The sequence below is a fragment of the Martinezella tropici genome, from assembly GCF_003287875.1.
Lineage (GTDB): Bacteria > Pseudomonadota > Alphaproteobacteria > Rhizobiales > Rhizobiaceae > Rhizobium > Rhizobium tropici_C.
On record NZ_QMKK01000024.1, the window covers coordinates 152,271 to 178,988 of the forward strand.

General features: G+C 61.3%; 27 protein-coding genes and 1 tRNA gene. 16 read left to right on the forward strand and 12 right to left on the reverse strand.

The features are described 5' to 3' along the window. Positions 1 to 6 precede the first annotated feature (6 nt). Together DQ393_RS07905 and thrC are read right to left on the reverse strand one after the other, a co-directional pair. A complete protein-coding gene (locus DQ393_RS07905; protein ID WP_112341215.1) occupies positions 7 to 1,305 on the reverse strand; it encodes a M16 family metallopeptidase in 1,299 nt (432 codons plus the stop codon). A gap of 20 nt (positions 1,306 to 1,325) precedes the next feature. After that, positions 1,326 to 2,723 carry a threonine synthase gene (thrC, locus tag DQ393_RS07910; protein WP_112341216.1) on the reverse strand — a complete coding sequence of 466 codons (1,398 nt, stop codon included), beginning with the start codon at positions 2,721 to 2,723 and terminating at the stop codon, positions 1,326 to 1,328. 314 nt (positions 2,724 to 3,037) lie between these two features. Between thrC and DQ393_RS07915 the strand changes: the two genes are divergently transcribed. After that, the gene (locus tag DQ393_RS07915; RefSeq protein ID WP_112341217.1) at positions 3,038 to 3,658 is read left to right on the forward strand and encodes a hypothetical protein; all 621 of its coding nucleotides are present in this window, start codon (positions 3,038 to 3,040) and stop codon (positions 3,656 to 3,658) included. Between the two features lie 117 nt (positions 3,659 to 3,775). Here DQ393_RS07915 and DQ393_RS07920 read toward each other — a convergent pair whose 3' ends face one another. Continuing rightward, positions 3,776 to 4,468 carry an HAD family hydrolase gene (locus tag DQ393_RS07920; RefSeq protein WP_112341218.1) on the reverse strand — a complete coding sequence of 231 codons (693 nt, stop codon included), beginning with the start codon at positions 4,466 to 4,468 and terminating at the stop codon, positions 3,776 to 3,778. Between the two features lie 260 nt (positions 4,469 to 4,728). Here DQ393_RS07920 and DQ393_RS07925 point away from each other — a divergent pair, with 260 nt between their 5' ends. The 3 genes from DQ393_RS07925 to DQ393_RS07935 all read left to right on the forward strand — a co-directional run bounded on the left by DQ393_RS07925 (position 4,729) and on the right by DQ393_RS07935 (position 6,673). After that, positions 4,729 to 5,397 carry a GntR family transcriptional regulator gene (locus DQ393_RS07925; RefSeq protein ID WP_112341219.1) on the forward strand — a complete coding sequence of 223 codons (669 nt, stop codon included), beginning with the start codon at positions 4,729 to 4,731 and terminating at the stop codon, positions 5,395 to 5,397. Positions 5,398 to 5,660: 263 nt separating this feature from the next. After that, on the forward strand, positions 5,661 to 6,251 hold the full coding sequence (locus tag DQ393_RS07930; RefSeq protein ID WP_112341220.1) for a biotin transporter BioY: 591 nt from the start codon (positions 5,661 to 5,663) through the stop codon (positions 6,249 to 6,251). Next, positions 6,248 to 6,673 carry a DUF1284 domain-containing protein gene (locus tag DQ393_RS07935; RefSeq protein WP_112341221.1) on the forward strand — a complete coding sequence of 142 codons (426 nt, stop codon included), beginning with the start codon at positions 6,248 to 6,250 and terminating at the stop codon, positions 6,671 to 6,673. The genes DQ393_RS07930 and DQ393_RS07935 overlap by 4 nt, the downstream gene beginning before the upstream one ends. Here the strand turns inward: DQ393_RS07935 and DQ393_RS07940 are convergent. Then, on the reverse strand, positions 6,670 to 7,410 hold the full coding sequence (locus DQ393_RS07940) for an ArsR/SmtB family transcription factor (RefSeq protein WP_112341222.1): 741 nt from the start codon (positions 7,408 to 7,410) through the stop codon (positions 6,670 to 6,672). The genes DQ393_RS07935 and DQ393_RS07940 overlap by 4 nt on opposite strands. A gap of 72 nt (positions 7,411 to 7,482) precedes the next feature. Between DQ393_RS07940 and DQ393_RS07945 the strand changes: the two genes are divergently transcribed. The 3 genes from DQ393_RS07945 to DQ393_RS07955 all read left to right on the forward strand — a co-directional run bounded on the left by DQ393_RS07945 (position 7,483) and on the right by DQ393_RS07955 (position 9,444). Continuing rightward, positions 7,483 to 7,812 (forward strand): NIPSNAP family protein, encoded by a 330-nt coding sequence (locus DQ393_RS07945; RefSeq protein WP_112341223.1) that lies wholly within the window; start codon positions 7,483 to 7,485, stop codon positions 7,810 to 7,812. Next, positions 7,809 to 8,156, forward strand: a complete 348-nt coding sequence (locus DQ393_RS07950; RefSeq protein ID WP_112341224.1) for an antibiotic biosynthesis monooxygenase family protein — start codon at positions 7,809 to 7,811, stop codon at positions 8,154 to 8,156. Before DQ393_RS07945 ends, DQ393_RS07950 begins: the two co-directional genes overlap by 4 nt. Before the next feature lie 157 nt (positions 8,157 to 8,313). Next, entirely contained in the window at positions 8,314 to 9,444 is a 1,131-nt protein-coding gene (locus DQ393_RS07955; RefSeq protein WP_112341225.1) for a site-specific DNA-methyltransferase, read from the forward strand. Positions 9,445 to 9,575: 131 nt separating this feature from the next. Here the strand turns inward: DQ393_RS07955 and DQ393_RS07960 are convergent, their stop codons facing one another. From DQ393_RS07960 to mutY, 3 genes are read right to left on the reverse strand one after another with little or no spacing between them, the layout of a single operon-like run. After that, on the reverse strand, positions 9,576 to 9,941 hold the full coding sequence (locus DQ393_RS07960) for a nuclear transport factor 2 family protein (protein ID WP_112341226.1): 366 nt from the start codon (positions 9,939 to 9,941) through the stop codon (positions 9,576 to 9,578). A gap of 4 nt (positions 9,942 to 9,945) precedes the next feature. Further along, positions 9,946 to 10,560 carry an HAD family hydrolase gene (locus tag DQ393_RS07965; protein ID WP_112341227.1) on the reverse strand — a complete coding sequence of 205 codons (615 nt, stop codon included), beginning with the start codon at positions 10,558 to 10,560 and terminating at the stop codon, positions 9,946 to 9,948. 21 nt (positions 10,561 to 10,581) lie between these two features. Continuing rightward, positions 10,582 to 11,670 carry an A/G-specific adenine glycosylase gene (gene mutY, locus DQ393_RS07970; RefSeq protein WP_112341228.1) on the reverse strand — a complete coding sequence of 363 codons (1,089 nt, stop codon included), beginning with the start codon at positions 11,668 to 11,670 and terminating at the stop codon, positions 10,582 to 10,584. A gap of 95 nt (positions 11,671 to 11,765) precedes the next feature. On the opposite strand from mutY, the gene DQ393_RS07975 reads away from it, so the two are divergent. The 7 genes from DQ393_RS07975 (at position 11,766) to ppdK (ending at position 21,702) form a co-directional block, all read left to right on the forward strand. Beyond that, positions 11,766 to 12,260, forward strand: a complete 495-nt coding sequence (locus DQ393_RS07975) for a DUF721 domain-containing protein (RefSeq protein ID WP_112341229.1) — start codon at positions 11,766 to 11,768, stop codon at positions 12,258 to 12,260. Between the two features lie 73 nt (positions 12,261 to 12,333). After that, positions 12,334 to 12,609 carry a type II toxin-antitoxin system ParD family antitoxin gene (locus DQ393_RS07980; RefSeq protein WP_112341230.1) on the forward strand — a complete coding sequence of 92 codons (276 nt, stop codon included), beginning with the start codon at positions 12,334 to 12,336 and terminating at the stop codon, positions 12,607 to 12,609. Beyond that, on the forward strand, positions 12,599 to 12,904 hold the full coding sequence (locus DQ393_RS07985; RefSeq protein WP_112341231.1) for a type II toxin-antitoxin system RelE/ParE family toxin: 306 nt from the start codon (positions 12,599 to 12,601) through the stop codon (positions 12,902 to 12,904). The genes DQ393_RS07980 and DQ393_RS07985 overlap by 11 nt, the downstream gene beginning before the upstream one ends. Positions 12,905 to 13,065: 161 nt before the next feature. Continuing rightward, on the forward strand, positions 13,066 to 13,755 hold the full coding sequence (locus DQ393_RS07990) for a DsbA family protein (RefSeq protein WP_112341232.1): 690 nt from the start codon (positions 13,066 to 13,068) through the stop codon (positions 13,753 to 13,755). A 186-nt stretch (positions 13,756 to 13,941) separates the two neighbouring features. After that, positions 13,942 to 17,403 carry a chromosome segregation SMC family protein gene (locus DQ393_RS07995; protein ID WP_112341233.1) on the forward strand — a complete coding sequence of 1,154 codons (3,462 nt, stop codon included), beginning with the start codon at positions 13,942 to 13,944 and terminating at the stop codon, positions 17,401 to 17,403. A 139-nt stretch (positions 17,404 to 17,542) separates the two neighbouring features. Then, positions 17,543 to 18,868, forward strand: coding sequence for a hemolysin family protein (locus tag DQ393_RS08000; RefSeq protein ID WP_112341234.1), 1,326 nt, complete (start codon positions 17,543 to 17,545; stop codon positions 18,866 to 18,868). 167 nt (positions 18,869 to 19,035) lie between these two features. Next, positions 19,036 to 21,702 (forward strand): pyruvate, phosphate dikinase, encoded by a 2,667-nt coding sequence (ppdK, locus tag DQ393_RS08005; protein WP_112341235.1) that lies wholly within the window; start codon positions 19,036 to 19,038, stop codon positions 21,700 to 21,702. 11 nt (positions 21,703 to 21,713) lie between these two features. Here the strand turns inward: ppdK and DQ393_RS08010 are convergent, their stop codons facing one another. Then, on the reverse strand, positions 21,714 to 21,989 hold the full coding sequence (locus DQ393_RS08010) for a hypothetical protein (protein WP_112341236.1): 276 nt from the start codon (positions 21,987 to 21,989) through the stop codon (positions 21,714 to 21,716). A 91-nt stretch (positions 21,990 to 22,080) separates the two neighbouring features. After that, positions 22,081 to 22,497 carry a hypothetical protein gene (locus tag DQ393_RS08015; protein ID WP_112341252.1) on the reverse strand — a complete coding sequence of 139 codons (417 nt, stop codon included), beginning with the start codon at positions 22,495 to 22,497 and terminating at the stop codon, positions 22,081 to 22,083. 241 nt (positions 22,498 to 22,738) lie between these two features. On the opposite strand from DQ393_RS08015, the gene DQ393_RS08020 reads away from it, so the two are divergent. Next, positions 22,739 to 23,671, forward strand: a complete 933-nt coding sequence (locus DQ393_RS08020; protein WP_112341237.1) for a DUF1499 domain-containing protein — start codon at positions 22,739 to 22,741, stop codon at positions 23,669 to 23,671. Positions 23,672 to 23,971: 300 nt separating this feature from the next. Here DQ393_RS08020 and DQ393_RS08025 read toward each other — a convergent pair whose 3' ends face one another. Both DQ393_RS08025 and DQ393_RS08030 read right to left on the reverse strand, forming a co-directional pair. Then, the gene (locus DQ393_RS08025) at positions 23,972 to 24,880 is read right to left on the reverse strand and encodes an MBL fold metallo-hydrolase (protein WP_112341238.1); all 909 of its coding nucleotides are present in this window, start codon (positions 24,878 to 24,880) and stop codon (positions 23,972 to 23,974) included. Next, positions 24,877 to 25,179, reverse strand: a complete 303-nt coding sequence (locus tag DQ393_RS08030; RefSeq protein ID WP_112341239.1) for a cupin domain-containing protein — start codon at positions 25,177 to 25,179, stop codon at positions 24,877 to 24,879. Before DQ393_RS08030 ends, DQ393_RS08025 begins: the two co-directional genes overlap by 4 nt. 158 nt (positions 25,180 to 25,337) lie before the next feature. On the opposite strand from DQ393_RS08030, the gene DQ393_RS08035 reads away from it, so the two are divergent. Further along, positions 25,338 to 25,412 (forward strand) — tRNA-Gln (locus DQ393_RS08035). Between the two features lie 38 nt (positions 25,413 to 25,450). Here DQ393_RS08035 and DQ393_RS08040 read toward each other — a convergent pair. Continuing rightward, on the reverse strand, positions 25,451 to 26,638 hold the full coding sequence (locus DQ393_RS08040; RefSeq protein ID WP_432421976.1) for an integrase core domain-containing protein: 1,188 nt from the start codon (positions 26,636 to 26,638) through the stop codon (positions 25,451 to 25,453). Positions 26,639 to 26,718 lie beyond the last annotated feature (80 nt).

Sequence of the window (26,718 nt, forward strand, 5' to 3'; positions counted from 1 at the left end):
ATGCCCTTAGCCGCTTGCGCTTTTGGAAGCAGGGGCCGGTGACGACAGTGACGTGACGATGTCTTCCATCGGCGCGAGCTGCTCCAGCGGCCCGATCGCCGAAAGCGTCGGTACTGTATCGAAGAACAGACGGCCGGCAAGATCCGTCAAACGATCGATGGTGATGCCTTCCAGGCGTTCCAGCATCTCCTGGTTCGGGATGGGGCGGCCGTAAAGCATCATCTGCCGGGCGACCTGACCGGCGCGGGCGGCCGGGCTTTCCTGGCCCATCAGCAGCTGAGCCCGGATCTGGGCGCGGGCGCGCTCGATTTCCTGCTGCTGGATATCATGAGACGACTTGTGCAGCTCGTCGATGATGACGGGCAGCAGTTCCGGCAGGTTCTCGCCGCCGGTCGCGGCATGGATGCCGAAGATGCCCGTGTCGGAGAAGCCCCAATGAAAGGCATAGACCGAATAACAGAGGCCGCGGAATTCGCGCACTTCCTGGAACAGGCGCGAGGACATGCCGCCGCCGAGGATGTTGGCGAGGATCTGCGAACAATAGAAATCGCGGGTGTGATAGGCGCGTCCCTCGAAGCCGAGCAGGATCTGCGCATCCATCAGGTCACGCGTTTCCCGGATATTGCCGCCGATATAGCGGGCAGGCTCGATAACGGGCGGAGCGGACGGTTTCGTCGGCAGGCTGGAGAAGCGTTCCTCGACCTGACGTACGAAGCTTTCATGATCCACAGCGCCGGCCGCCACGACGAACATGCGATCGGTCGTATAGTTGCGGCCGAGGTAATGGCGGATCTGTTCCGGCGAGAAGGAGACGACCGTCTCCGGCGTGCCGAGAATGGCGCGCCCGAGTGTCTGGCCGCGATAGGCGACTTCGGAAAACTTGTCGAAGACGACATCGTCGGGCGTGTCGTTCGCCGCATTGATTTCCTGCAGGATGACTTGCTTTTCGCGCGCCAGCTCTTCCTCGTCGAAGGCGGACTCCGTCAGGATATCGGCAAGGATATCGACGGCCAGCGGCACGTGATCCTTTAAAACGCGGGCATAATAGGATGTGGTTTCGGTCGAAGTGGCAGCGTTGACTTCGCCACCGACATTCTCGATTTCCTCGGCGATCTGCCGGGCGGAGCGCCGTCCCGTGCCCTTGAACGCCATGTGCTCGAGCAGATGCGCGATACCGTGTTCTGCTTCCGTCTCGTTACGCGAGCCCGATTTGATCCAAACGCCGAGTGCCACGCTTTCAAGGTGTGGCATCGATTGGGTTGCTACTGTCAGCCCGGACGCAAGCCGGGTGCACTCCACTGTCATCGCTTGTCTTTCCGCGTCTGTTACTCCCCGGCCCGGGCGTGCTTGCCGATAAAGCCTTCAACGGCTTTAAGTTCCGGATCGAGAATGTCGAAACGCTCCTCCCTGGTCATCAGACCAGCAAGCCACGTCGGAAGCGCCGGGTCAATACCGGATGCGGATTTTACTGCGGCGGGGAATTTTGCAGGATGCGCGGTGGCGAGCGTTACCATCGGGCTGCTGGGACGCTCGTTCTTCGCGGCGACGAAGGCTCCGATCGCCGTATGCGGATCGAGCAGATAGCCCGTGTCGGCAAGGGTTTTGCGGATCGTTTCGGCCACCTGCTTCTCGCTGGCGCGACCGGCGCGGAAGTCCTTCTTGATGAACTTCAGGACCTCTTCGCTGATCGAAAAGCCGTTCGACTGCTTCAGGCTCTCCATGGCGGCGCGCACCTTGGATGCATCGCGGCCGTTGGCTTCGAACAGCAGCCGTTCGAAGTTGGAGGAAATCTGGATATCCATCGACGGAGAGGTGGTTGCCTTGACGGAACGCATCTCGTAGCGGCCTGTCTTCAGCGTGCGTGCCAGGATATCGTTCTCGTTGGTGGCGATGACCAGGCGCTCGATTGGAAGGCCCATGCGCTTAGCGACATAGCCGGCGAAAATATCGCCGAAATTGCCTGTCGGCACGGTGAAGGAAATCTTCCTGTCCGGGCCGCCAAGAGCGACCGCGGTGGTGAAATAATAGACCACCTGCGCCATGATTCGCGCCCAGTTGATGGAATTGACGCCGGAAAGCTTGACCTTGTCGCGGAAGGCGGCGTCGTTGAACATGGCTTTGACGAGGTTCTGGCAATCGTCGAAATTGCCCTTGATCGCCAATGCATGCACATTCGCCGCCGTCGAGGTGGTCATCTGCCGCTGCTGCACCGGCGAGACCTTCCCATGCGGAAAGAGGATGAAGATGTCGGTACGCTCGCGCCCGGCAAAGGCGTCGATCGCCGCACCACCGGTATCGCCCGAGGTGGCGCCGACGATGGTCGCCCGCTGGCCCCGCTTCTCCAGCGCGTAATCCATCAGCCGCGCCAGCAGCTGCATGGCGACATCCTTGAAGGCGAGTGTGGTGCCGTGGAAGAGTTCCATGACGAAGCTGTTTGGCCCGGTCTGGACGAGCGGCGCCACCGCGGGATGCCGGAAAGTGGCGTAGGCATCGTCGATCATGCCGCGAAAGACGTCGGCGGGGATCTCGCCGTTGGTGAAGGGCGAGAGGACCGCGAAAGCGACCTCCTGATAGCTCTTGCCGCGAAAGGCGCGGATTTCCTTCTTCGTCAGGACAGGCCACTCACGGGGAACGTAAAGCCCGCCGTCACGGGCAAGGCCGGCCAGAAGAGCGTCACAGAAGCCAAGGGCAGGGGCTTCTCCCCGCGTTGAGATGTAATCCACGGTCTTAGAATTCCTTTGGTCGCAAAATTGCCTGAGTGATCGATTGAGAGGGTAATGGAACGAAGCGACGGCGGCCTGTCTTTTTGCGTCGGATCAGCCGCGTGGTTTTCGCGTTTGCGCAAGGCGCGTGAGAACGGCGCCATGCGGCGGCTGTCTATGGCAATGTGTCGATCTCGAAAAGTGAGCCAAAACGGTGTCTACCCAATCGATTTTTCGCTGCGTCGCTGGTATAGACCATCGCCAAGTGTCATAAAAGGCCCGTTTGACAGGCTGCAGGCCGATAATGTGAAATATATGGAGAGGGTGGAATAATAGTGTTTGGCAAGGTTTCGCGTCGTCTTTTCTCCGCTTCGCTTCTGACATTGCTGACGGGTTGCAGCACTCTCGGTATTGGCGGCAATAGTGAAAAACAGCCGGCAACGGACGTCACGGTGGCACCGCAAGCGAGTGCCGCGACGGCGGCTCCGACCGGTGGTCAGACCTATGTTGCCGGCAAATGCCCGCAGGCCGTCATCCGCGACGAGGATTCGGTCTATCGCACCTACGCCAAGGGCGCCAAGGACGATCCGAACCAGCTAGTCTATCAGGCTTCGCTGGCGCAGGCGACCCGCCAGTGCACCAGCGACGGCGCCAGCCTCGGCATTCATGTCGTCGCGCAAGGGCGCCTGGTTGCCGGGCCGATGGGCAGCTCCGGCAAGGTCACCTTGCCGATCCATGTCGCCGTCATGGACAATGACAATGCGCTCTATAGCAAGACCATCATGTATACTGCGGAGATTCCGCCGGGCGAAACCACGGCGCAGTTCCTCTTCACCGACGACGATATCCAGGTTGCCGGCGGTTCCGGCGGCTTCACCATCGTCCAGATCGGTTTCGATCAAGGCCCGCAGAAGCCGGCAAAGGGCGAGAAGCCAGCGCGCAAGAAGCGTCACTAAGGTTGGAGTCAAGCGGTAGGCAGTAGGCAGTAGGCAGTAGGCAGTAGGCAGTAGGAAAAGATCACCTTGTCCTTGCTGCCGCCGGCACTATAGCCGCAACATTTATTGCCTATTGCCTCAGAGCACGCCGTCCCATTCGGCGAGCGCCATGACGACGCCCGGCAAGTCGGCCATGCGGCTGACGACGGTTTCGGCGCCGGCGTCGGTCAGCCGATCGGCGTGAGACGGATAGGTGTGCGATGCGCCGGTGAAGCCGATGACGCGCATGCCGGCGGCACGCGCCGCCTGAACGCCGTGAACCGAATCCTCGACGACGATCGTATTGGCCGGGCTGACATTCATCTGCTTGGCGCCATGCAGGAAGATGTCCGGCTTGGGCTTGACGCGGTCGGCGCCGAGATCCTTGGCGGAAAAGATATTAGGAGCAAACAGCTTGAAGTAGCCGACCTTCGTCAGCATCATCTCAAGCCGTTCGGAGCTGGAATTCGAGCAGATGCAGCGCGGCATCGGCAGGCGCGACAGCGCCAGCGGAACGCCAGGGATAGGCTGAACGTCGCTGGCAAGCGCCAGGTCGAGCAGCTTTTCCGATTTGTCGAGCAGCGAAGCGGAGAGGGGGATGCTGGCCTCGCGCTCGACTTCGAACAGGATGTTGCGCCAGGTCATGCCGGCGAAGCGCTCGCCCATTTCCTCGGTGCTGATCGGATAGCCCGCATCGGTCAGCAGTTTGGATTCGACTTGTGCCGCGATGATTTCCGAATCGACCAGAACGCCGTCGCAGTCGAAGATGATGAGGTCGAAGCCGTTGCTCATGAGAGGTACTGCCTTTGATATGGGCTGGATTCGGCATGCTTCAGGGAAGGCCGTCGATGGTTCGGAGCATGCTCTGGAAAATGACGGTCGGGCTTTACACGATCTGCCCGCAAAGCTCAACCAACTGGCGGGCATGGCTGCGCTGCAGTGAGCGAAAGGGTCGAAATGCGCAAAAGAGGTGATGACGATTTCTTGTCGCTCGACATCGGCACTCGACATCGGCCCTCGACATCGGATTGACCCGCCTTTAAGGATCGGCCATGGCCAAGGAGCGCGACGACACCATTGCCAGCCGCATCAGCCGGGTGCTTGCCGACCGCATCATCCGCGGTGAGATCGCGCCCGATGCCCGCCTGCGGCAGGATCACATCGCCGAGGAGTTCGGCACCAGTCATGTGCCCGTGCGCGAAGCGTTCCGGCGGCTCGAGGCGCAAGGACTGGCGATCAGCCTTCCGCGTCGCGGCGTGCGCGTCGCCTCCTTCGATCTCAAGGAAGTCCGCGAGGTCGCGGAGATGCGGGCGGCCCTTGAAGGCCTTGCACTCAGGCATGCGGCCCCGCATCTGACGCCTGCCATTTTGGACGAGGCCGAGCAGGCGACGCGTGACGGCGATGCCGCCGGCGATGTCCACGCCTGGGAGGAGGCCAATCGCCGCTTCCACCGGCTGATCCTGGCACCCTGCGGCATGGCGCGCCTGCTGGCTGCCATCGATGACCTGCATGCCGCCAGCGCTCGCTTTCTCTTCTCAGCCTGGCAATCCGGCTGGGAAAAACGCACCGATCACGACCATCGCGCCATTCTAGCCGTGCTTCGCCAGGGGCGGGCCGACGAGGCTGCCGCAATCCTCCAGAAGCATGTGCAGTGGATCGGCCGCGCGCCGGTCCGCACGCCTTCCGGATCGACGCGCGAAGCTTTCGCAATCGTTGGCTGAAAATTATAGATAATTTTAAGGCGGAGGGTCGAAGCTTCTTGGACGACGACTCTCACAGAGAATGTCCGCCATCCTGGCATCGCTGCATTTCGTTCGACGCCCGGCTGTGGTCCCCTGTGCTTTCTGATTTTTATTCGCCTTATTTTTCAACGCACTCCCGAGCTTTACCGGAATTTGGTGTCGCTGCCACTTGCCTGATTTCGCGATCTCTCTCATAAAATAGATGAGACTAAAAATTATCTATAATTTTGAAAGGAGAGCCTATGTCCCTGTTGCAGCATCAAGATGAAGTCGCTTTCGATCCGCTTCGCCTTGGTCAGCGTTCGCTTGTTACCAAGGCTGTGTTCGTTCTCGCCGGAACGTTGATCCTGGCTTTGGCATCGCAAATCGCAGTGCCGATGGTGCCGGTGCCGATCACCATGCAGACATTCGCGATTACCATGATCGGTGCGCTTTATGGCTGGCGTCTTGGTGCGGTCACCGTTCTCGCGTGGCTGGGCGAAGCTGCGATCGGCTTTCCGGTGCTCGCCGGCGGGGCAGGCGGCATTGCGCCCTTCATGGGTCCGACGGCGGGTTATCTCGCATCCTTCCCGATCATTGCCGCCCTCGTCGGCTGGCTTGCCGAGCGAGGTTGGAGCGGCAATCGCGTCGTGCGTAGCTTCCTTGCGCATCTCTCGGCCAACATTCTCTGCCTCGCGATCGGCGGCGCATGGCTTGCAACGCTGATCGGTGCGGAAAAAGGCTGGCTGCTTGGCGTCGCGCCCTTTGTCCTCGGCGCCGTTCTCAAGTCCGCGCTTGCAGCGACGGTGCTGAAGACCATCCAGGTCTATAGCGGCAAGGCGCGTCTGAATTGACCGTCAGGCTTCGCGCCCACCATCTGCTCTGCATGCTGACCTTCGTCGGTGAAGGCTATACCTCGGCCTTCACCGACAATTATCGCCGCATCGCCGAGCGGCTGTCGGAAGGGGAGGAGATCAAACTCGTCTCCGGCCCCGATGACATCTGCGCTCCGCTCCTGAACGGGGAGGAGCCGCACTGCTTCAAGGCTTCCGTCGTCGAGCGGGATACGGCTGCCCTTGCCGATGTCGCGGCCTTGTTAGGCGAAGAGATCGGTATAGGCGCGGTGCTGGTGCCTGATGCCGTCCTGCTTTCTAAGCTCCGTCGCAATTTCGCCAGCGGTGAAATCCGCCATGCCTGCATCGGCTGTGAATGGGGTGAGCTCTGCAGCCGCATTGCTGCAAGCAATTTCAGCGGTGTCCTGATCAAGGCAGCCTAAGGCGTGTTAGTCAGCCCTGGCTGCGAGGCCTCTGGCTGCCGGGCGCCATCGCTCAACTCAAGTGGAAAGAGCGCCAGAAAGCGGCGCTCGCCCTCGGGCGTGAAGAAGATCGAGCGGCTGTTTTCGGTGCGCCGCGCCCATCCCTTGTCCAGGAAATTCGAAAGCAGCGCCTTCCCAAGGCTGCCGGCGAGATGCGCGCGCCGCTCGCTCCAGTCCAGGCAGGATCGGCAAAGCGGGCGGCGGCTTGAGCGCAATCCGGAAACGTCGATGCCGATCGATCCCAAATGCTTCTCGCCGATGGCTGTCAGGCTCAGACCTTCGCCCACGGCGAAGATCGACCCTGCCTCGATCAGGCTGTCGAGCATGCGTACGCCGTAGTCGCCGGCCAGATGGTCGTAGCAGATGCGCGCCTTGCGCAGCGCCGGCTCCTTCGGGCCGGGACGATGGCGCAAATGGCCGCGGCTGGCTGCAAAACCCATGATGCCCTCGAGCAGCTTGCCGACCCGATCATCCGCTAGCGTGAAATAGCGATGACGGCCCTGCTTGCGCTGTGCCAGCAGGCCGCCCGCTTCGAGCTTGGAAAGATGGGCGCTGGCGGTCTGCAACGTCACGCCGGCAGCCGCCGCCAGTTCCGTTGCCGTCAACGCCCGGCCGCCCATCAGCGCCGTCAGTATATTCGCTCGCGCGGGATCGCCGATCAGCGAGCCGATCTGTGCTATGTCTGGACCTTCCTTCATACTTCGATCGTAACCGAACCATCTCCGTCCTGCAATGTGCGAGAACAGTGCCATCAGCAAAGGAGAAAGCCAATGATCACTTGTTTCATCCGCTATCAGATCGATCCGTTCAAGCAGGACGCCTTCGCAGAGTATGGCAAAGCCTGGGGCCAGGTCATCCCGCGCAACGGCGCGGACCTGATCGGCTATTTCGCCCCGCATGAGGGGTCACTGACGACCGCCTACGGCATCTACAACATCGAAAATCTCGCCGCCTACGAGGCCTATCGCAAGAGCCTCGCCACCGATCCGCTGGCGCAGGCAAATTTCGATTTTGCCCGACGCGAGCGCTTCATCTTGCAGGAAGACCGCATTTTCGTGAAGAATGTCTCGCTGCCGCATGCTCCGAGGATATCGCCATGATCGCAGTTATTTTCGAAGTCGTTCCCCATCCCGACGAACGTCAGCACTACCTCGACATCGCGGCAAGGCTGCGCTCCGAACTCGAAACCATCGAAGGCTTCGTCTCCATCGAGCGCTTCGAAAGCCTCACTCAACCGGGTAAGATCCTGTCGCTGTCCTTCTGGCGCGACGAGGCGGCCGTTCGTGAATGGCGAAACCGCGAGGCCCATCGCGCCGCCCAGAAAGCGGGGCGCAAGACGGTCTTTGCCGATTATCGCTTGCGTGTCGCGCAGGTGCTTCGCGATTACGGTATGACGGAACGAGCAGAAGCACCCGACGACAGTCACGCAGTCCACGATATTTAGGGCTTTCAACGCGATAGCGCCTTTCGACAAGGCCTGCATACCCGGCGGTTTCGTCGGGAATGCAGAAAATATGACGCCGCTTTAGCCTTTGGTAACCAAGTTAGGTAACCATAACACTCAGTTAAGAGCACCGAGTAAGTGTAACAGCGAGTATCACATGGCGTCAGTTTTCCCGCTTGCCGACCTCAGGACTTCAGCCGTTCCGGGGTCCTGGATCGACACGATCATCAAGGGCGATTGCGTGGCCGCTCTTGAGGCACTGCCCAATCAATCCGTCGACGTCATCTTCGCCGACCCGCCGTACAATCTCCAGCTTGGCGGCACGCTGCATCGTCCGGACCAGTCGCTGGTCGACGCCGTCGATGACGAGTGGGACCAGTTCGCCTCCTTCGAAGCTTATGACGCCTTCACCCGCGCCTGGCTGCTCGCCTGCCGCCGCGTGTTGAAGCCGACGGGCACGATCTGGGTCATCGGCTCCTATCACAATATCTTCCGCGTCGGCGCGACATTGCAGGATCTGAACTTCTGGATCCTCAACGACATCGTCTGGCGCAAGACCAATCCGATGCCGAATTTCAAGGGCCGCCGCTTCCAGAACGCGCATGAGACGATGATCTGGGCAAGCCCGAACGCCAAGGCGAAGGGTTATACCTTCAATTACGACGCAATGAAGGCCGCCAACGACGACGTGCAGATGCGCTCCGACTGGCTGTTTCCGATCTGCAGCGGCAACGAGCGGCTGAAGGGTGACGACGGCAAGAAGGTTCATCCGACACAGAAGCCGGAAGCGCTGCTTGCCCGGGTCATCATGGCCTCGTCTAAGCCCGGCGACATCATTCTCGATCCCTTCTTCGGATCGGGCACGACCGGCGCCGTTGCCAAGCGCCTCGGCCGCCACTTCGTCGGCATCGAGCGCGAGCAGGATTATATCGATGCGGCCAGCGCCCGTATCGCCGCCGTCGAGCCGCTCGGCAAGGCGGAACTGACCGTCATGACCGGCAAGAAGGCGGAAGTGCGGGTTGCCTTCAATACGCTCATCGAAAGCGGCCTCGTCAAGCCCGGCCAGGTGCTGACCGATGCGAAGCGCCGCTATAGCGCCATCGTGCGGGCCGACGGCACGGTTGCTTCCGGCGGTGAGGCCGGTTCCATTCATCGCCTCGGCGCGAAGGTCCAGGGCCTTGATGCCTGCAACGGGTGGATGTTCTGGCATTTCGACGACGGCCGTTCCCTGCGTCCGATCGACGAACTCAGAGCCATCATCCGCAGTGACCTGGCGAAGGTGGAGTAGCCTCAGCCATCTCCGGCAAACATATCCGCCTTCTTCCGCCGTGTACCTCCAGTCAGGGAAGAAGGTGAAATGCGCAGGGCCTTGCCGGACGATCTATCCGGCAAGGCCTTGCGCGTCTTTAGCTTCAGATTTTAGAAGTCCTGGTAATCCGTGACATCGACGCGCACGACGCGGCCGTCCTCATCGAAGGTGATCGTTTCCTCGCCCTCGCGGATCAGCGGCTTGCCCGTCTTGCTGTTGGTGGCGCGAACCGACCAGACCGCACGGCCCGAAAGCGGCGTCAACGTCTCCACCAGGGAATTGGACGCGGTCTGGTCCGGATAAGTATCGAAATAGCCGCGGAAGGCTTCCATGATCGCAGCGCGGCCGGCGAGGCTGCCGACGCCGTTCGAAACATAGGTGGCATCCTCTGCGAAGAAATTCTCGATCGCCTCATAGTCGAGGCGATTGATTGCGTCATGGAACAGATCGATACGTTCTGCAGGGTCAAAGATCATCGGCTCAAACCTTTATGCCATGGGCGGCGAGATCGCTATGCAGCTTCTCGGCACCGGTGAAGTGAACTGCATGCCAGCCGGCAGCCCGCGCACCTTCGACGTTCGGATAGGAATCATCGATGAAGATCGTTGAGGCCGGGTCGAGACCGAAGCTCTTGGCGTGGGTATCATAGATCGCGACATCCGGCTTGATCAGGCCTATATCGCCGGAAACCGTCACGCCGCGCGGCTTCTTGAGGAAGGGATAGCGCTCCTGCGCCTCGCGAAAGGTGTCGGAGGCAAAATTGGTCAGCATGGTGACGTCGCGACCTTCCGCGATCAACTGTTCCAGAATGGAAACGCTGTCGTCATAGGCATGCGGAACCATCTCATGCCAATATTTACGGAAGCTGCGGATTTGTTCTTCCCGTTCGGGATGATCGGCGATCAGCAGGGCCTCGGCGTCTGCCCAGGTGCGGCCGCGATCCTGCTCGAGGTTCCATTCATGAGTGCAGAGATTGGCGAAAAACCATTCGCGCTCGGCATCGTCCGGAATGATCCGGCTGTAGGGAAGGTTTGGATCATAGTGGATGAGAACCTTGCCGATATCGAAAACGATATGCCGTATTTCCGTCGTCATAAATGAATTCCTGCATCTGATTTAAAGGCTTTTTGCGAACGCATTGGGAATAGCCTGCGCGATCGCTTTTTTCATGACTGTTGGCAGTGCCTGGTCTTCAAGATTTGTAACCGGCGCCCACCATCCGTCATGGTTGTCACTCTGCGACACCGACTTGGCACGCCAGATCGACAATCTCAGTTCGAAATGCGTGAAGACATGTGTCACCATGCCCGCGGGCTGCCAATCGGCGGGGAAGGGGGCGGCCCCGATGCCGGTCTCGCCGTCGATCCGCGCCGTCCATCCCGTTGTCGGAACCTCGGTCATCCCTCCGAGCAACCCGCTTTCAATGCGACGGCGCAGGAAGATCTCACCCTCGTCATTGACGGCGACGAAGGCCGCGCCCTGGCGCACCGGCTTTTCCTTCTTGGCCGCCTTGACCGGGAAACGTTCGGGATCATGCCCGGCCAGCGCCTGACAAGCGCCGTTGAAGGGACAGAGCGAACAGACCGGGCGTTTGGGCGTGCAAATCGTCGCGCCGAGATCCATCATCGCCTGAGCAAAATCGCCCGGCCGGTCGGCGGGCGTCAGCAGCGCTACCTTCTGCTTCATAATCGGCTTGGCGCCCGGCAGCGGCGCCGAAATCGCGTAGAGACGGGAAATTACCCGCTCGACATTGCCGTCCATCACGGCTGCCTGGCGATTGAACGCGATCGCGGCGACGGCGGCAGCGGTGTAGTCGCCGATGCCGGGAAGCGCGCGCAAGCCATCCTCGGTATCGGGAAAGCGGCCACCATGATCGGCGGAAACGGCTTCGGCACATTTCTTCAGGTTGCGGGCGCGCGCGTAGTAGCCGAGCCCGGCCCAGGCGGCCATCACGTCGTCGTTCGCGGCGGCTGCGAGATCATCAACCGTCGGCCAGCGCTCGAGGAACTTCGCGAAATAGGCTTTGACCGCCGGCACGGTCGTCTGCTGCAGCATCACTTCCGACAACCAGATGCGATAGGGGTCCGGCTTGACGCCGCGCGCGGCCATCGGCGGCGAGACCCGCCAGGGCAGGTCACGGTGGTGTCGGTCGTACCAGGCAAGCAGCGATGCGGCCGTGGGGGATTCTAAAGTCGTGGTCATGATTTGCCGCGTCGAGGGGAAGTGCTCTATACTTGGCCAAGCTGCGTCGGGCGATCAAGGTGCCTGACGCATAAAGCCTGTGTAGAGACCCGGTTGAAATGAGTTATCCCCGAAAAGGCGAAAAGCAGATTTCCGAGCTGACCAACGGCATCGTCGATCCGGTGCTGGCAAAGCGCGCGGGCATCAACACGACGCTGCTTGGCTGTTGGGACGAGATCGCCGGCGAGGATTTTGCCGACTGCACGCGGCCGGAAAAGATCGCCTGGGCAAAGCGAACAGGCCCCGGCATGGATGACCGGTTTCAGCCAGGTGTCTTGACGATCGCCTGCGAAGGCGCCCGCGCGCTCTTCCTGACCCATGCGCAAGGCGAACTCATCCAGCGCATCAACAGCTTCTTCGGCTTCTATGCCGTCAATCAGATCCGCATCGTGCAGAAGCCGGTCTCAGTCGCATCCAAGCGTTCGCGCACACCGCCGCCGCTGAAGGGCGAGGCGGCCCGCAAGCTGGCTGACATGATGGACGGCATCGAGGATGAGAAGATCAGAGCTGCCGTTCAGCGCCTGGGCACGGCGATGGCCTGGAAGCGGCGATAGGGGATAATCCGGGCTTGCCTTTCTGGTAATGACACTGTCATACTCAAGGCGAAATGTCTACGAGGAGCTGGATATGCGAAGAAGCAAGCCGATCACGGTTACACTGGGTAACCAGCAGCGTAGTGTGGATGCCCGGCTGGAATCGGGCGCTTACGATTCCGCCAGTGAAGTTCTACGCGCTGCTTTGAGGGCATTGGACCGTGAAGAAGAAGTCATCAATCAACTAATGCGTGCAAAGATCCGGGAGGCGCTCGATGACCCGAGACCTGGCAGAGATGCGGATGAGGTTTTTGATAAAGTTGAAAGAATTCATGCCGAGCGAATGAAAGCCGCCGGTCGTGACATATAAGGTCTCTTTCAGTGCTCTTGCCGAAGAAGACGTTATTGGCATCTATGAGTTCATTGCGAAAGATAGTCCGAGCCGCGCGTTGTCATTTATCCGAAGGCTTCGGGAGCAGTGCGAAACACTTAAGACAATGGCGGCCCGAGGGCCTCAACGCGAGGGTTTAGGTCCAGGTGTTCGTATTATGGTATTTGAGCGGCGGGTTACCGCCGCTTATCACATAAAGAACGAGCAGGTCGTTATTCTACGTCTCTTTTATGCTGGGCAAAATATCCCATCGATCTTGCTCGACGAACACTGAATTCTCATACATCCGCATCGATTCCGAAGGCAATTTCAGCTTTTTGTCTTTCCCAGGTCACAATTCTTTGAAGAAAGTTGGCCAACCGTGCCTTGTTAGCGGCAAGCTGCCGTTATATCGCATGAAACATTCGAAGACCTCTTTCAACGACGGGTGACTCTATGCCGATGTCCGACATGCTCTTGACCAAACGCCACCTGCTGGGCGGCTCTGCCGTTGCAGCCCTCTCCGTGGCGTTTTCTGCCGTTGCAGGCACCGCATCCGCCGCAACTGCAGAAGATGAAGTGCCGCCTTCGGATGGCAATGTCGACATGAACGAAGTGCTGAAACCCGGCCCGCTGCCGGAGATCGCACTCGGCAAGGAAGATGCGCCCGTCAAGATCGTCGAATATATGTCGCTGACCTGCCCGCACTGCGCGCATTTTGCCGTCACGACCTTCGACACGATCAAGCAGAAATACGTCGATACGGGCAAGGTTCGCTTCATCATCCGCGAATTCCCGTTCGATCCGCGCGCTGCCGCAGCCTTCATGCTGGCCCGCTGCGCCCCGCAGGAACAGTACATGCCGATGGTCGAAATGCTGTTCAAGCAGCAGATCGCCTGGGCCTCGCCTGACGTCGATGGCCGCGCTGCACTGCTGCAGATGTCGAAACTCGCTGGTTTTACTGAGGATAGCTTCACGAAATGCTTGACGAACCAGAAGCTTCTGGATGATGTCAACTCAGTACGGGAACGCGCAGCCAAGGATTTCGGCGTCAATGCCACGCCGACCTTCCTGATCAATGGCAAGCGCTACGCAGGGGACATGTCTGTTGGTGCCATGTCGAAGCTTATCGACAGCCTGCTCTGATCCGCGCCTTTTTCGATCACAGGCGGGCGGCCGAGGTCGCGCGCCTGCTTTCTATTACCTCCCCCTTGAGGAGGGAGGTCGCGCGGAACGCGCGGGTGGGGGTGATTTCTGGGGTGAACGCATGATCACTCCACTCCGGACCTTAGGTCCGACCCTCCTCTTCGTGAGGAGGGTGGAGATCAGTCCATGAAATTCAACAGACTGAGACTTGTCGGCTTCAAATCCTTCGTCGAACCGGCAGAATTCGTCATCGAGCGCGGCCTGACCGGCGTCGTCGGCCCCAACGGCTGCGGCAAGTCCAATCTTGTCGAAGCGCTGCGCTGGGTGATGGGCGAGAATTCCTACAAGAACATGCGCGCTTCCGGCATGGATGACGTGATCTTCTCCGGCTCCGGCAACCGCCCGGCCCGCAACACCGCCGAAGTGGGTCTCTACCTCGACAATAGCGATCGCACCGCACCCGCCGGCTTCAACGATAGCGACGAAATCCAGGTGACGCGCCGCATCGAGCGTGAGCAGGGCTCCGTCTATCGCATCAACGGCAAGGAAGCGCGCGCCAAGGATGTGCAGCTGCTGTTTGCCGATGCCTCCACCGGCGCCCGCTCGCCGTCCATGGTTGGGCAGGGCCGTATCGGCGAGCTGATTCAGGCAAAGCCCCAGGCGAGACGCCAGCTGCTCGAAGAGGCGGCGGGCATTTCCGGCCTGCATTCGCGCCGGCATGAAGCCGAGCTGCGCCTGCGCGCTGCCGAAAGCAACCTCGAGCGGCTTGACGATGTGACGTCGCAGCTCGAAAGCCAGATCGAAAGCCTGAAGCGTCAGGCGCGGCAGGCCAACCGCTTCAAGATGCTCTCGGCCGATATTCGCGCCCGCGAAGCCATGCTGCTGCATATCCGCTGGGTGCAGGCCAAGGAAGCCGAAGCCGAGGCCGAAAGCGCGCTCAACCAGGCAACCGCGCTCGTCGCCGAAAAGGCGCAGATCCAGATGGAGGCGGCAAAGGCGCAGGGCATCGCCAGCTTCAAGCTGCCGGAACTGCGCGACGATGAGGCGAAGGCCGCCGCTGCTCTTCAGCGCCTGCAGATCGCCCGCTCGCAGCTGGAAGAGGATGTCAACCGCATCCTGCGGCGGCGCGACGAATTGATCCGTCGCCTGGCACAATTGGCTGAGGATATCAGCCGCGAGCAGCGGCTTGTCTCTGATAATGCCGCGATCCTGGCAAAGCTCGATGCCGAAGAGGCCGATCTCGCCGATATTCTCGCTGATTCCGGCAGGCTTGCCGAGGAAACGCGCGTCGCTTTCGAAGAGGCGGCCGCCAAGCTCGCCGACAGCGAGCGCATCTTTACCGCTCTGACCGCGGAACGCGCCGAAGCCGCGGCCGCCCGTAACCAGCTGGAGCGCGCCATCCGCGATCTGGCCGATCGCAAGATGCGGCTTGAGCGCCAGGCTGACGAAGCGAACGGCGAGCTTGCCGCCATTGACGAAAAGATGGCTGATCTGCCCGACCCCAGCGAAAAACGCGATATGGTCGAGGCGGCAGAAAACGTCGTTGCGGATGCGGAAAGCGAGATCCAGCGCGTTGAAGCTGTTCTTGCCAAGGCGCGTGAAACCGAGGCGCTGTCGCGTGGCCCTGTCGAGCAGGCGCGGGCGCGTCTGAATGCGCTCGAAACCGAGGCGCGGACCATTTCCAAGATGCTGGCGGCGGGTGATACGTCCGGCGCCTTTTCGCCGGTTGCCGAAGAGCTGCGCGTCGACCGCGGTTTTGAGACGGCACTGGGCGCAGCGCTCGGGGATGACCTGGAATCCTCGCTCGATTCCGAGGCCCCAGTCTATTGGTCCGATAATGGCAGCGGCGCCACCGATCCGGCTCTGCCGGAAGGCGTCGCGCCCCTGATCACCCATGTCGGCGCGCCGGCGGCACTGACGCGGCGCCTGCGCCAGATCGGCATCGTTTCGGCCGAAGATGCCTTGCGGCTCATGCCGGACCTGAAGCCGGGACAGCGGCTGGTCACCAAGGACGGTGCGGTTTTCCGCTGGGATGGCCATGTGACCGGCGCCGATGCACCGAGTGCCGCTGCGTTGCGGCTGGCGCAGAAGAACCGTCTCTCCGAGCTGGAAGCGGAATCCGAGCTTGCGCGTGATGTGCTTGCCGAGGCCGAAAAGCGTCTGTCGGCCGCAGCCGAGGCAATCCAGGCCGAAGAGGGACAGCTGGCGACCGCCCGGGACGCCAGCCGGCTTGCGGCCCGGCATCTGGCCGAAGCGCGTGAAGCGCTCGCTGCCGCCGAGCGAGCCTCCGGCGATCTCATTCGCCGCCGCGACGTCATCGCCGAGGCGGTCAGCCGGTTGCGGGAGCAGTTGGAAGATGTGGCGTTGCAGGATGAAAATGCTCGCATCGAACTGGAAGACGCACCGGATCTCGACGCTATCGATCTGAAGCTGCGCAACCAGCAGGCGGAGGTCGCGACGGATCGCGGCGCCCTTGCGGAAGCGCGTGCTCGCCATGAAGGCCTGAACCGCGAAAACGAGTCGCGGCAACGTCGTATCCTCGCGATCCGCCAGGAGCGCGATACCTGGCGCCAGCGCGCTGCCAGCGCCGAGGAACACATTCAGACGCTGCGCGACCGTGAAGAGGAAGCGCGCGAAGAGGCGGCCGAACTTGATCTCGCCCCCGATGAATTCGACGACAAGCGCCGCGCCTTGATGAATGAGCTGCAGAAGGCCGAGGAGGCACGCCGACAGGCCGCCGACCGTCTCGCCGAAGCGGAGGTCGTTCAGCGCGAGGCCGATCGCCATGCGACGACGGCCCTCTCGCAACTGGCAGAAAGCCGGGAAAAGCGCGGCCGCGTCGAGGAGCGGCTGGTGTCTGCTCGTGAACGCCGGCAGGAGAGCGAACTGCGCATTCGTCAGGCGCTCAATGTCGAGCCGCACGAGGCCATGCGCCTGACCGGCGTTTCGGCAGTGCAGAACGTACCCGACCTCCGCGAGGTCGAACGCGAGCTGGAACGGCTCAAGATCGAACGCGAGCGCCTTGGTGCCGTCAATCTGCGCGCCGAGGAGGAGAGCAAAGAGCTGACAGAGCGGCTGCAGGCGCTGATCAAGGAGCGCGATGATGTCATCGACGCCATCCGGAAGCTGCGCGGCGCGATCCAGAGCCTCAACCGCGAGGGCCGAGAACGTCTGATCGTCGCCTTCGATATCGTCAATGCGCAGTTTCAGCGGCTGTTCACCCATCTTTTCGGCGGCGGTACCGCCGAGCTGCAGCTCATCGAGTCGGACGATCCGCTGGAGGCGGGCCTCGAAATTCTCGCCCGCCCGCCGGGCAAGAAGCCGCAGACCATGACCCTGCTTTCGGGCGGCGAGCAGGCGCTGACGGCCATGGCGCTGATCTTCGCCGTGTTCCTCACCAATCCCGCGCCGATCTGCGTTCTGGACGAAGTGGACGCGCCGCTCGATGACCACAATGTCGAGCGCTACTGTAATCTCATGGACGAGATGGCGGCCTCCACAGAGACCCGCTTCGTGGTCATCACCCATAATCCGATCACCATGGCCCGCATGAACCGGCTCTTCGGCGTGACCATGGCGGAGCAGGGCGTCTCCCAGCTCGTGTCCGTCGATCTGCAGACCGCCGAGCGGCTGCGCGAAATCGCTTGAGCACTGTCCCCCGTCAGGATTGAGAAAACTGTTCCCGTTTCGACAAGAAATTGCTGCGTCGGCTGCCGTGCGTCATGAAAGCGTGCTAGTTTCGTTTTTCGATCAACAACATGGGCGCTGATCCGCCCGGAAGGGAAGTATGTCTGGTTCGACTGGCGGTATTTTCGACATCCTCGGAATACTTGCCGTATTGCTGCTCGTCGCCGCCAACGGCTTTTTCGTTGCCGCCGAGTTCTCTCTGGTTTCCGTCCGTCGCAGCCGTGTGACGGAGCTCGTTGCCGAAGGGCGCATGAACGCCAAGGCGCTGCAGAAGGCAGTCGATAATCTCGATGCCAATCTGGCGGCGACACAGCTCGGCATCACCATTTCGTCGCTCGCCCTTGGTTGGGTCGGCGAACCTGCTCTTGCTCATCTGCTGGAGCCTCTGCTCGATTTTCTTCCCGGAACATGGGCCGCGGCTGGATCGCATGCGATCGCTGTCGCCATTTCCTTCATTATCATCACCGCGCTTCATATCGTCCTTGGCGAGCTTGCGCCGAAGAGCCTGGCCTTGCAGCGCAGCGAGGGCACTGCGCTTGGTGTCGTGCGGGCGCTCGGCCTGTTCCTCTTCCTGTTGCGTCCGGCCATCACCGTGCTTAACGGCCTCGGCAATCTCGTCCTTCGCCTCTTCGGGCTGCGCCCGGGGGCGGGCGAGGGCTCGCTGCATTCGCCGGCCGAGATCAAGCTCCTGATCGCCGAAAGCCAGGAGGCCGGCCTGCTGGAACAAGCGCAGCAGGATCTGGTCGAACGCGTCTTCAATATCGGCGACCGCGACGTCTCCGATATCATGACGCCGCGGCTGGAGGTCGAATGGATCGATGCGGAGGACCCGCCGGAGGAAATGCAGAAAACCATTCGCGAAAGCCGGTTCGAGCAGCTTCTCGTCGGACGCGGATCGATCGACGAGCCGATCGGCATGATCCTGAAGAAGGATCTGCTTGACCAGCTTCTGAACGGCGAGCCGCTGAACCCGATGGCCGTCATCCGCCAGCCGCTGGTCGTTCACGAGTCCACAGCCGTCTTCAAGGTGCTTGAAAACTTCAAGCGCGCCCCCGTCCGCCTCGCCATGGTCATCGACGAGTATGGCAGTCTGGAAGGCATCGTCACGCAGACGGATCTGCTGGAGGCGATTGCCGGCGATCTGCCTGACATCGACAACGACACGCCCGATGTCGTCGAGCGAGCCGATGGATCGTTGCTGATGGAAGGCATGATGCCGGTCTACGACGCCTTTGCCCGGCTCGGGCTGCGCTTCGGTGAAGAGGACGTCAATTTCCATACGCTTGCGGGCTTCGCTCTCTATCAGCTCGGCCATCTGCCCGAAGTGGGCGAAAGCTTTACCTTCGGCGGCTGGCATTTCGAGATCGTCGATCTCGACGGCATGCGGATCGACAAGATTCTGGCACAGCGTGAGCCGCAGGCTTAGCCGTTAGGAGCGCTGAAGTGATCTGGAGGCTCCCGGTTTTCGATCAATCGATTGAAATCGGGAGGTCCGGATCATATTTATTGTGCAGCGCAACATTTTGCCGCATTTGTCGATTTTCATTTGTGGCTCAATGAATTAAGTTCAACCGGAGGAGTTGGACGGAGACGATGACGAAGTGGGTCTATACATTCGGCGGCGGCAAGGCCGAGGGGGGCGCCGGCGATTTTGAACGGCTCGGCGGCAAGGGCGCTAACCTTGCTGAAATGTGCAATCTCGGCCTGCCAGTTCCGCCGGGGCTGACGATCGTCAGCGACGTCTGCGCTTTCTACTACAAGAATGGCCGTAACATCCCCGAAGAGCTGAAGCCGCAGGTCATGCAGGGCTTGCAGCGGATGGAGGCCATTACCGGGCGCAAGTTCGGCGATACCGTGCGGCCGTTGCTGGTTTCCGTACGTTCCGGCGGCCGTGCATCCATGCCGGGCATGATGGACACCGTCCTCAATCTCGGCCTCAACGATGCCACGGTGCAGGCGCTCGGCCATGATGCCGGTGACGCCCGCTTCGCCTGGGACAGCTATCGCCGCTTCATCCAGATGTATGCCGATGTTGTCATGGGCCTGGACAACGAGGTCTTCGAAGAGATTCTGGAGGATGAGAAGGCGCGGTTCGGCCACGAGTTCGATACTGACCTTACTGCCGTCGAATGGCAGCATGTCGTCTCGATCTACAAGACAGTCATCGAGGAAGAATTGGGCGAAGCCTTCCCGCAGGAGCCGGAAGTGCAGCTCTGGGGTGCCGTCGGCGCGGTCTTTGCCAGCTGGATGAACGCCCGCGCCGTCACCTACCGGCAATTGCACAATATTCCCGAGGGTTGGGGAACCGCCGTCAACATTCAGGCGATGGTGTTCGGCAATCTAGGCAATTCCTCCGCGACGGGCGTCGCCTTCACCCGCAATCCGTCGACCGGCGAGAAGGAGCTTTACGGCGAATTCCTTGTCAATGCGCAAGGAGAGGATGTCGTTGCCGGCATCCGCACGCCCCAGAGCATCACGGAAGTCGCCCGCATCGCGTCGGGCTATGACAAGCCGTCGATGGAAAAGCTGATGCCTGAGGCCTTTGCCGAGTTTCGGAGCATCTGCGCGCAGCTGGAATCGCACTACCGCGAGGTCCAGGATCTGGAATTCACCATCGAGCGCGGCAAGCTCTGGATGCTGCAGACCCGAAATGCCAAGCGAACTACCAAGGCGGCGATGAAGATCGCCGTCGACATGGTCGATGAAGGGCTGATCTCGGAAGACGAAGCGGTTTCCCGCATCGAGCCGACGACGCTGGACCAGCTGCTGCACCCGACGATCGACCTGCGCGTCCACCGCGAAGTTATCGGCTCCGGTCTCCCTGCATCGCCTGGTGCTGCCACCGGCGAGATCGTCTTCACCGCAGAAGAGGCAATTATCGCTGAAGAGGAGGGCCGCAAAGCCATCCTCGTGCGCATCGAAACGAGCCCGGAAGACATTCACGGCATGCATGCCGCCGAGGCGATCCTGACCACACGCGGCGGCATGACCAGCCATGCGGCGGTGGTTGCCCGCGGCATGGGCATTCCCTGCGTCGTCGGCGCCGGCACCATGCGCATCGACATGCGCAATGAGAAGCTGATCGGCATCGGCGTCACCTTGAAGAAGGGCGATATCGTCACGATCGATGGATCCACCGGTCAGGTCCTGAAGGGCGAAGTGCCGATGATCCAGCCGGAACTGTCGGGCGATTTCGGGCGCATCATGGCCTGGGCGGACCGCTCGCGGCGTATGACGGTGCGCACCAATGCCGACACACCCGCCGATGCGCGCGCCGCCCGCTCCTTCGGCGCCGAGGGCATCGGCCTTTGCCGTACTGAGCACATGTTCTTCGAGGGCGATCGCATCCATGTCATGCGCGAGATGATCCTTGCCGAAGACGAAAAGGGGCGCCGGGCCGCCCTTGCCAAGCTCATGCCGATGCAACGCCTCGATTTCACCGGCCTCTTCACCATCATGCATGGCCTGCCGGTGACCATCCGCCTGCTAGATCCGCCGCTGCACGAATTCCTGCCGAAAACGGATGAGGAGATCGCCGAGGTTGCCGGCATCATGGGCATGGAGCCGGCCAGCCTGCGCCAGCGTGTCGATGCGCTGCACGAGTTCAATCCCATGCTCGGCCATCGCGGCTGCCGGCTGGCGATTTCCTATCCGGAGATCGTCGAGATGCAGGCTCGCGCGATTTTCGAAGCAGCGGTCCTCGCCGCACGCGAGACGGGGGCTGCCGTCGTGCCCGAGATTATGGTGCCGCTCGTCGGCCTGCGCTCTGAGCTTGATTACGTCAAGGCCCGCATCGACGAGGTGGCGCGTGCCGTCATGACCGAAGCGAAGATGAAGATCGACTATCTCGTCGGCACGATGATCGAGCTGCCGCGCGCGGCCCTGCGCGCCCATATCATCGCCGAAGCGGCCGAGTTCTTCTCCTTCGGGACGAACGACCTGACCCAGACGACATTCGGCATGTCGCGCGATGACGCCGCCGCCTTCATCCCGACATACCAGCGCAAGGGCATCATCGAGCATGATCCTTTCATATCGCTCGATTTCGACGGGGTCGGCGAGCTCATTCGCATCGCGTCGGAGCGTGGCCGCCGTACCCGCAACGACATGAAGCTCGGCATTTGCGGTGAGCATGGTGGCGATCCCGCGTCCATCCACTTCTGCGAGGATATTGGGTTGGACTACGTATCCTGCTCACCGTTCCGCGTGCCGATCGCGCGGCTTGCGGCGGCGCAGGCGGCGATCAAAGGGCGAGCTTGATTTCCTTAAGGTCAGCGGCGCCAGTAGCCACGGTGATATACCGGGCCACCGACCACGATCGTCGGCCCCCAGAAGAAATCATCATTGCTTTCCATGAAGGCTCTTTGATCTGCTCGCCGGCTAAGATCCTGGTTCATCAGGCAGTTGGCAAAATTCTCCGACCCACGCCTGAAGCCGTAGCCGCTGCACCTCGCCTCGTCGGCCGCCCGGATTTCCTCGGCCGTCTGGCAGGAGGAAAGCACGAGGGTGATGGTGAGGAAGGAAAGGAGGGAAGCGGCTATACGCATGACTTTGTGTCCTGAATGCTGATGTGCAGACACGAACTATAGCGCCGCGCGGCATGGCGCGAAAGGCACATCGGACCGTAGGCGGGATCGCCTATGCGGCTTCCTTCGGCTTTGCCGGCAATCGCCGCAGCACATCGACGAAGGCATCGGCAAACTGCAAAAGGTGCTCGGTTTCACTATCCGGTTGCAGCAACCGGATTTCCGTGCCGTCTTCGTCGAGCGCGGCAAAGAGAGTGTGCATCGTCGCATCGCCTTCGGGAATGCGGATGACCGCCAACCTGCGGCAATCGGGGATCAAGCCCGCGGCCGGAAGGTCGAACAGGAAGTCGCCGCGCACCGCCGAAGCGGCGTTTCGCACCGCTTCGCAGAAGCCAGGCTCTCCGCCGGAAAAGCCTTCGAGCGAAAGCTCCAGTTCCAGGAGTTCCAGCGGCAGGATCGGATCGGCCGCGTCGCCCCGGGCAATGGCCGCTGCCGGCAACGGTTTAGTGGCGGCGTCTTGAGAAACTATCGGTTCCATCTCACCAAGTCCTTTCACAGCCTCGATAAAACGCTGAAGAATGGCCTTTTTTGGGAATTTAAGCAAGCGCTCACGTTTTTGGTCTAGGCGTTACTGGTTTCAGCCTTGACGAAACATGGGGCGTTGATGTCGTGACATTCGATTTATTTTCGCCGTTTCTTGATCTAAACATAAGTCGCTTTCCGGGATTCGGTGCATCCGCCTTCCGATCCGACGCGCCGACGAGCCCTTGATGACCATCCGCTTCGACCGTCCCGTTTCATATGCCGCCCGCGCCGCGCGTTTGATCGCCTCATTTGCCCTGGTGCTCTGCGGGGTGACGCTGATCGGCTATCGTTTCGGGCCTCTGGAAACGCCTTATTTCGTGCTGCTGCTGCTGATTTCGGCCGGCTGCGCCGTGCTGTCGGTATTGCTGGCGCTGGTCGGCCTTGCCCAGCTTTGGCAGAACGCCGCCATCGGCGGCGTCTCCGCCGTCAAGGCGCTCGTCTATGCCGCCTTGCCGCTTGCCATTTTCGGCTTCGGCGCCGAGCGCTATTGGAGCCGGCCGCCGATCTACGAGATTTCGACCGATCTCAACGAGCCGCCGGAATGGCTGGCAGCGCCGGACGCCAGGCAGCTGTGGCTGCCGCCGCGCCATCTGGTGACGCAGCAGGAGCGTGAGGCGCAGTTCGATGCCTATCCCGCTTTGATCAGCCGGCGCTACGAGGGGGCTTCCGACCGCGTGCTGGAAGCGGTGCGCAAGGTCGCGCGTGACCGTCACATCATCATCGTCAAGGCGGATGGCGCCGACGTGGCCGACCCGAACGGCAATGCGAAGCCGAAGCGCCGCACCCGCCCGCAGACCGTCAATCCCGCGCAGAATGACAGTGCGGCGGGCGACGTGCCCGATATCGTCCCGGTGCCGACGCCGCGTCCCTTCCGTGATGGCGTGGCGGAGCTCATCCGCCAGAATACCGACGTCGTCCTGCAGGGAGAAACCCGCACCCGCATCTTCGGCCTGCCATGCGACATGTTGATCCGCATCCGCGAGGAGGCGGAAACCACGCTGGTCGATATCCGGGTCGCCTCCCGCTACGGCCAGAGCGATCTCGGCATCAGCGCCGACCTGGCTGATGGCTATCTGAAGGCGCTGGATGCCGAGTTGCTCGGCATCGCCGGAAGCTGAGCCTCGCCAGCCCTTCTTGGGGCGGGCAATCGTATGTGCGGCATGTCGGCGCCGTAAGCTCCTTCTCCCCTTGGGGAGAAGGTGGACCGAAGGGTCGGATGAGGGGGTTATCTATTTGAATTCATGGATTTTGATGGTCTTGGCGGGCACCCCCTCATCCGCCTGGCGGCACCTTCTCCCGCTGGGGAGAAGGGGGACAGCGGCAATCTCCGCTCATATGCGATACCCCTCTCCCCGACGGGAGAGGGGACCGTGCCTGCCATCAAACTTCTGAAATCGCCGATAGTCACCCGTCTCAGCTCAAGCCGGGCGATAGGCCCCGAAAAGCGCCGGCGGTCCATCGGTTTCCACCTGGCCTTTCTCGACCAGATCTTCCAGATGCGCCAGCACCGAAAGGGCGGCAGCTCCATGTAGGCGCGGGTCCGTATCGCGATAGATGGCCTTCACCATGTCGGGGATCAGCCGGTCCCCGGCCTTGATGCGTTCCAGCACGGCGCGCTCGCGCATCCGCCGGTGGGTCCGCAATCCTCGCATGAAGGAGGCTGGCTCCTTCACCGGCCCGCCGTGTCCGGGCAGAAACAGCCGGTCTTCCCGGGCAAGAAGCCGCTCCAGCGAAGCCATGTAATCCGCCATGGAGCCGTCAGGCGGCGCCACGATCGAGGTCGCCCAGGCCATGACGTGGTCGGCCGAGAAGACGATGCCCGTGCCCTCGAGCGCGAAGCAGGCGTGATTGGCCGTATGCCCCGGCGTTAGCAGTGCCGTCATCGTCCAACCGTCTCCGGAGACGCTTTCGCCATCACCAAGCACGATATCCGGCTGAAACTCCATGTCGGAGCTTTCGGCAAAAGGATTGACCTCGCCCTGATGGAGCGGCCGCGCGGCCCGATGCGGCCCTTCGCCGACAGTCAGCGCTCCCGTCGCCTCCTTCAGCCTTTTCGCCAGCGGCGAGTGATCGCGGTGGGTATGGCTGACGAAGATATGCGTGACCTCGCGCCCTTTGAGCGCCGCCATCAGGGCAGCGAAATGTTCGTCATTCTCCGGACCGGGATCGATGACCGCGACCGATGAGCTGCCGACGATATAGCTGTTGGTGCCGTGAAACGTGAAGGCGCTGGGATTGTTGACCGTCATCCGCTCGATGCCGGGCGCGACTGGTACGGCGCGGCCATAGGCGGGTTCGAATGCAAGGTCGAAGTCAGGCGTGCTCATGATTGCTTGTATTCGATTTCGATGAATGACATCGGCTCGGAGCCGGCATTGACGACATTGTGTTCGACGCCGGCCTCGCGTCGATAGGCGGCGCCCTTGGCGATATCGACACGCCTGATGCCGCCGGGCTCCTCCAGCAGAAACTGGCAATCCGTCATCGGCACCACGACATAACCGAGACCATGAACATGATGGCCGGTATCGGCGCCGGGCTCGAAATCCCAACGCGTGATGCGGCAGACGGCATCATCGAGAAGCACGGTGGGCACGGCCGGTGGACGGGCGCGAAACTGGCTCATCGGATCTCCTCATGCACAATGCAGTGCAGCAAGACCTACCATAGCCGCCCGAAAAGCACACAGAAATATGCGTCCGCGCATCACTTAGTCATTGTAGCGCGATGCGACCTTTGCTAATCAGACGCCGATTTGGCTGGTATGACAGCCATTTCCTCTGTTGGGGCGTCGCCAAGCGGTAAGGCACCGGTTTTTGGTACCGGCATTCCCAGGTTCGAATCCTGGCGCCCCAGCCAAGCAATTATGGGTCCGTTCTGGACACATAGGTTACGGTTTATTCCTGAGACATAGGTAACACCTTTGGGCCGAAGGGGTTCGGCAGTGGTTCGAGCCTGCATGTCTCGTCATCGAAGTATCCCAGATCGTAATCCATGAAGCTTGCGAGCCAGATATGGTCTTCGACCTGTTTGATTCCAACGGCCTGTCCGGCAAAAACCAGGCTGAGATTGATCTTCTTTCGTTTGTAACAGATGCGGCCGCATGTTGTGACGGTCACGGTCTGGTCGTGGAACGGATAGTCGAGCTCCGGCAGGCCGTGATAAGGTCGTGATGAAGCGTGGTAGCGCTCTGCCGGGCAAGCCATATTGAGGGCCTGGTGTGGCCGCTCGGTGTTAAATTCTTCGACGAAGTCGTCAAAGCGGGCCTGCTGCTGCAGGAAATTGGCGCCGGCCGGCTTGGTGGTTTCCAGCTTGAGTGTGAGATGCATGCGTTCGTGGCGGCCGTTCTGCTGCGGATTGCCTGGCTTGATGCGTTCGATGTCGATACCGAGCCGGAGCCACCAGACCGCCAGTCGCGACAGATTGAACAAGCCGTTGGGACTGGCGAAGGGGACGCCATTGTCGGTTCTGATCGCTCCGGGCAGGCCGAACTCCTTGAAGACGCTCTCGAACACGGTGAAGGCGTAAACTTCCTTCGTCGTGTGCAGCGCTTCGCAAGCCAGGAGATAGCGGCTAGCGAAGTCGGTGATCGTCAAGGGATAGCAGTAGCGCTTGTCGGCGAGCATGAACTCGCCCTTGTAATCGGCGCACCACAGGTCGTTGGCCTGGCGGGGTTGGGAGAGCGGCGTGCCTTCCGCCCTGTTGCGCCGTCGCTTGCGGTGCTGGACCAGCCCGTTGCGGTCGAGCACCGCATGCACGGTCGAGATCGCCGGCGTTTGCACGTCCGGATAAAGCCGCGCCAGTCGTTCCCTGATCTTCGGTGCGCCCCAGTTCGGCTTCTCCTGCTTGGCACGCACAATCAGCTTCTCGATTTGGAAAGGAAGCTGATTGGCGTGCCGGTAGGGACGCCGCGAGCGATCCGTCAGTCCTTCCAGCCCGCAGGCATTATAGCGGCTGATGATCTTGTGGCCGGTCTTGCGGGAGATGCCGAACTCGCGGCATAGCGCCGCGATCTTCTCGCCATCCAGAACCCGCGCAACGAATTTGAGACGCTCGTCCATGCGGTTACACTCCTGCCAAGGCACCTTCGCTCTCCTCGCAAAGGCCAAAAGTGTAACCCATGTCTCCGGTATGAACTGTCACCCTTCTCTCGGGAAGGACATAT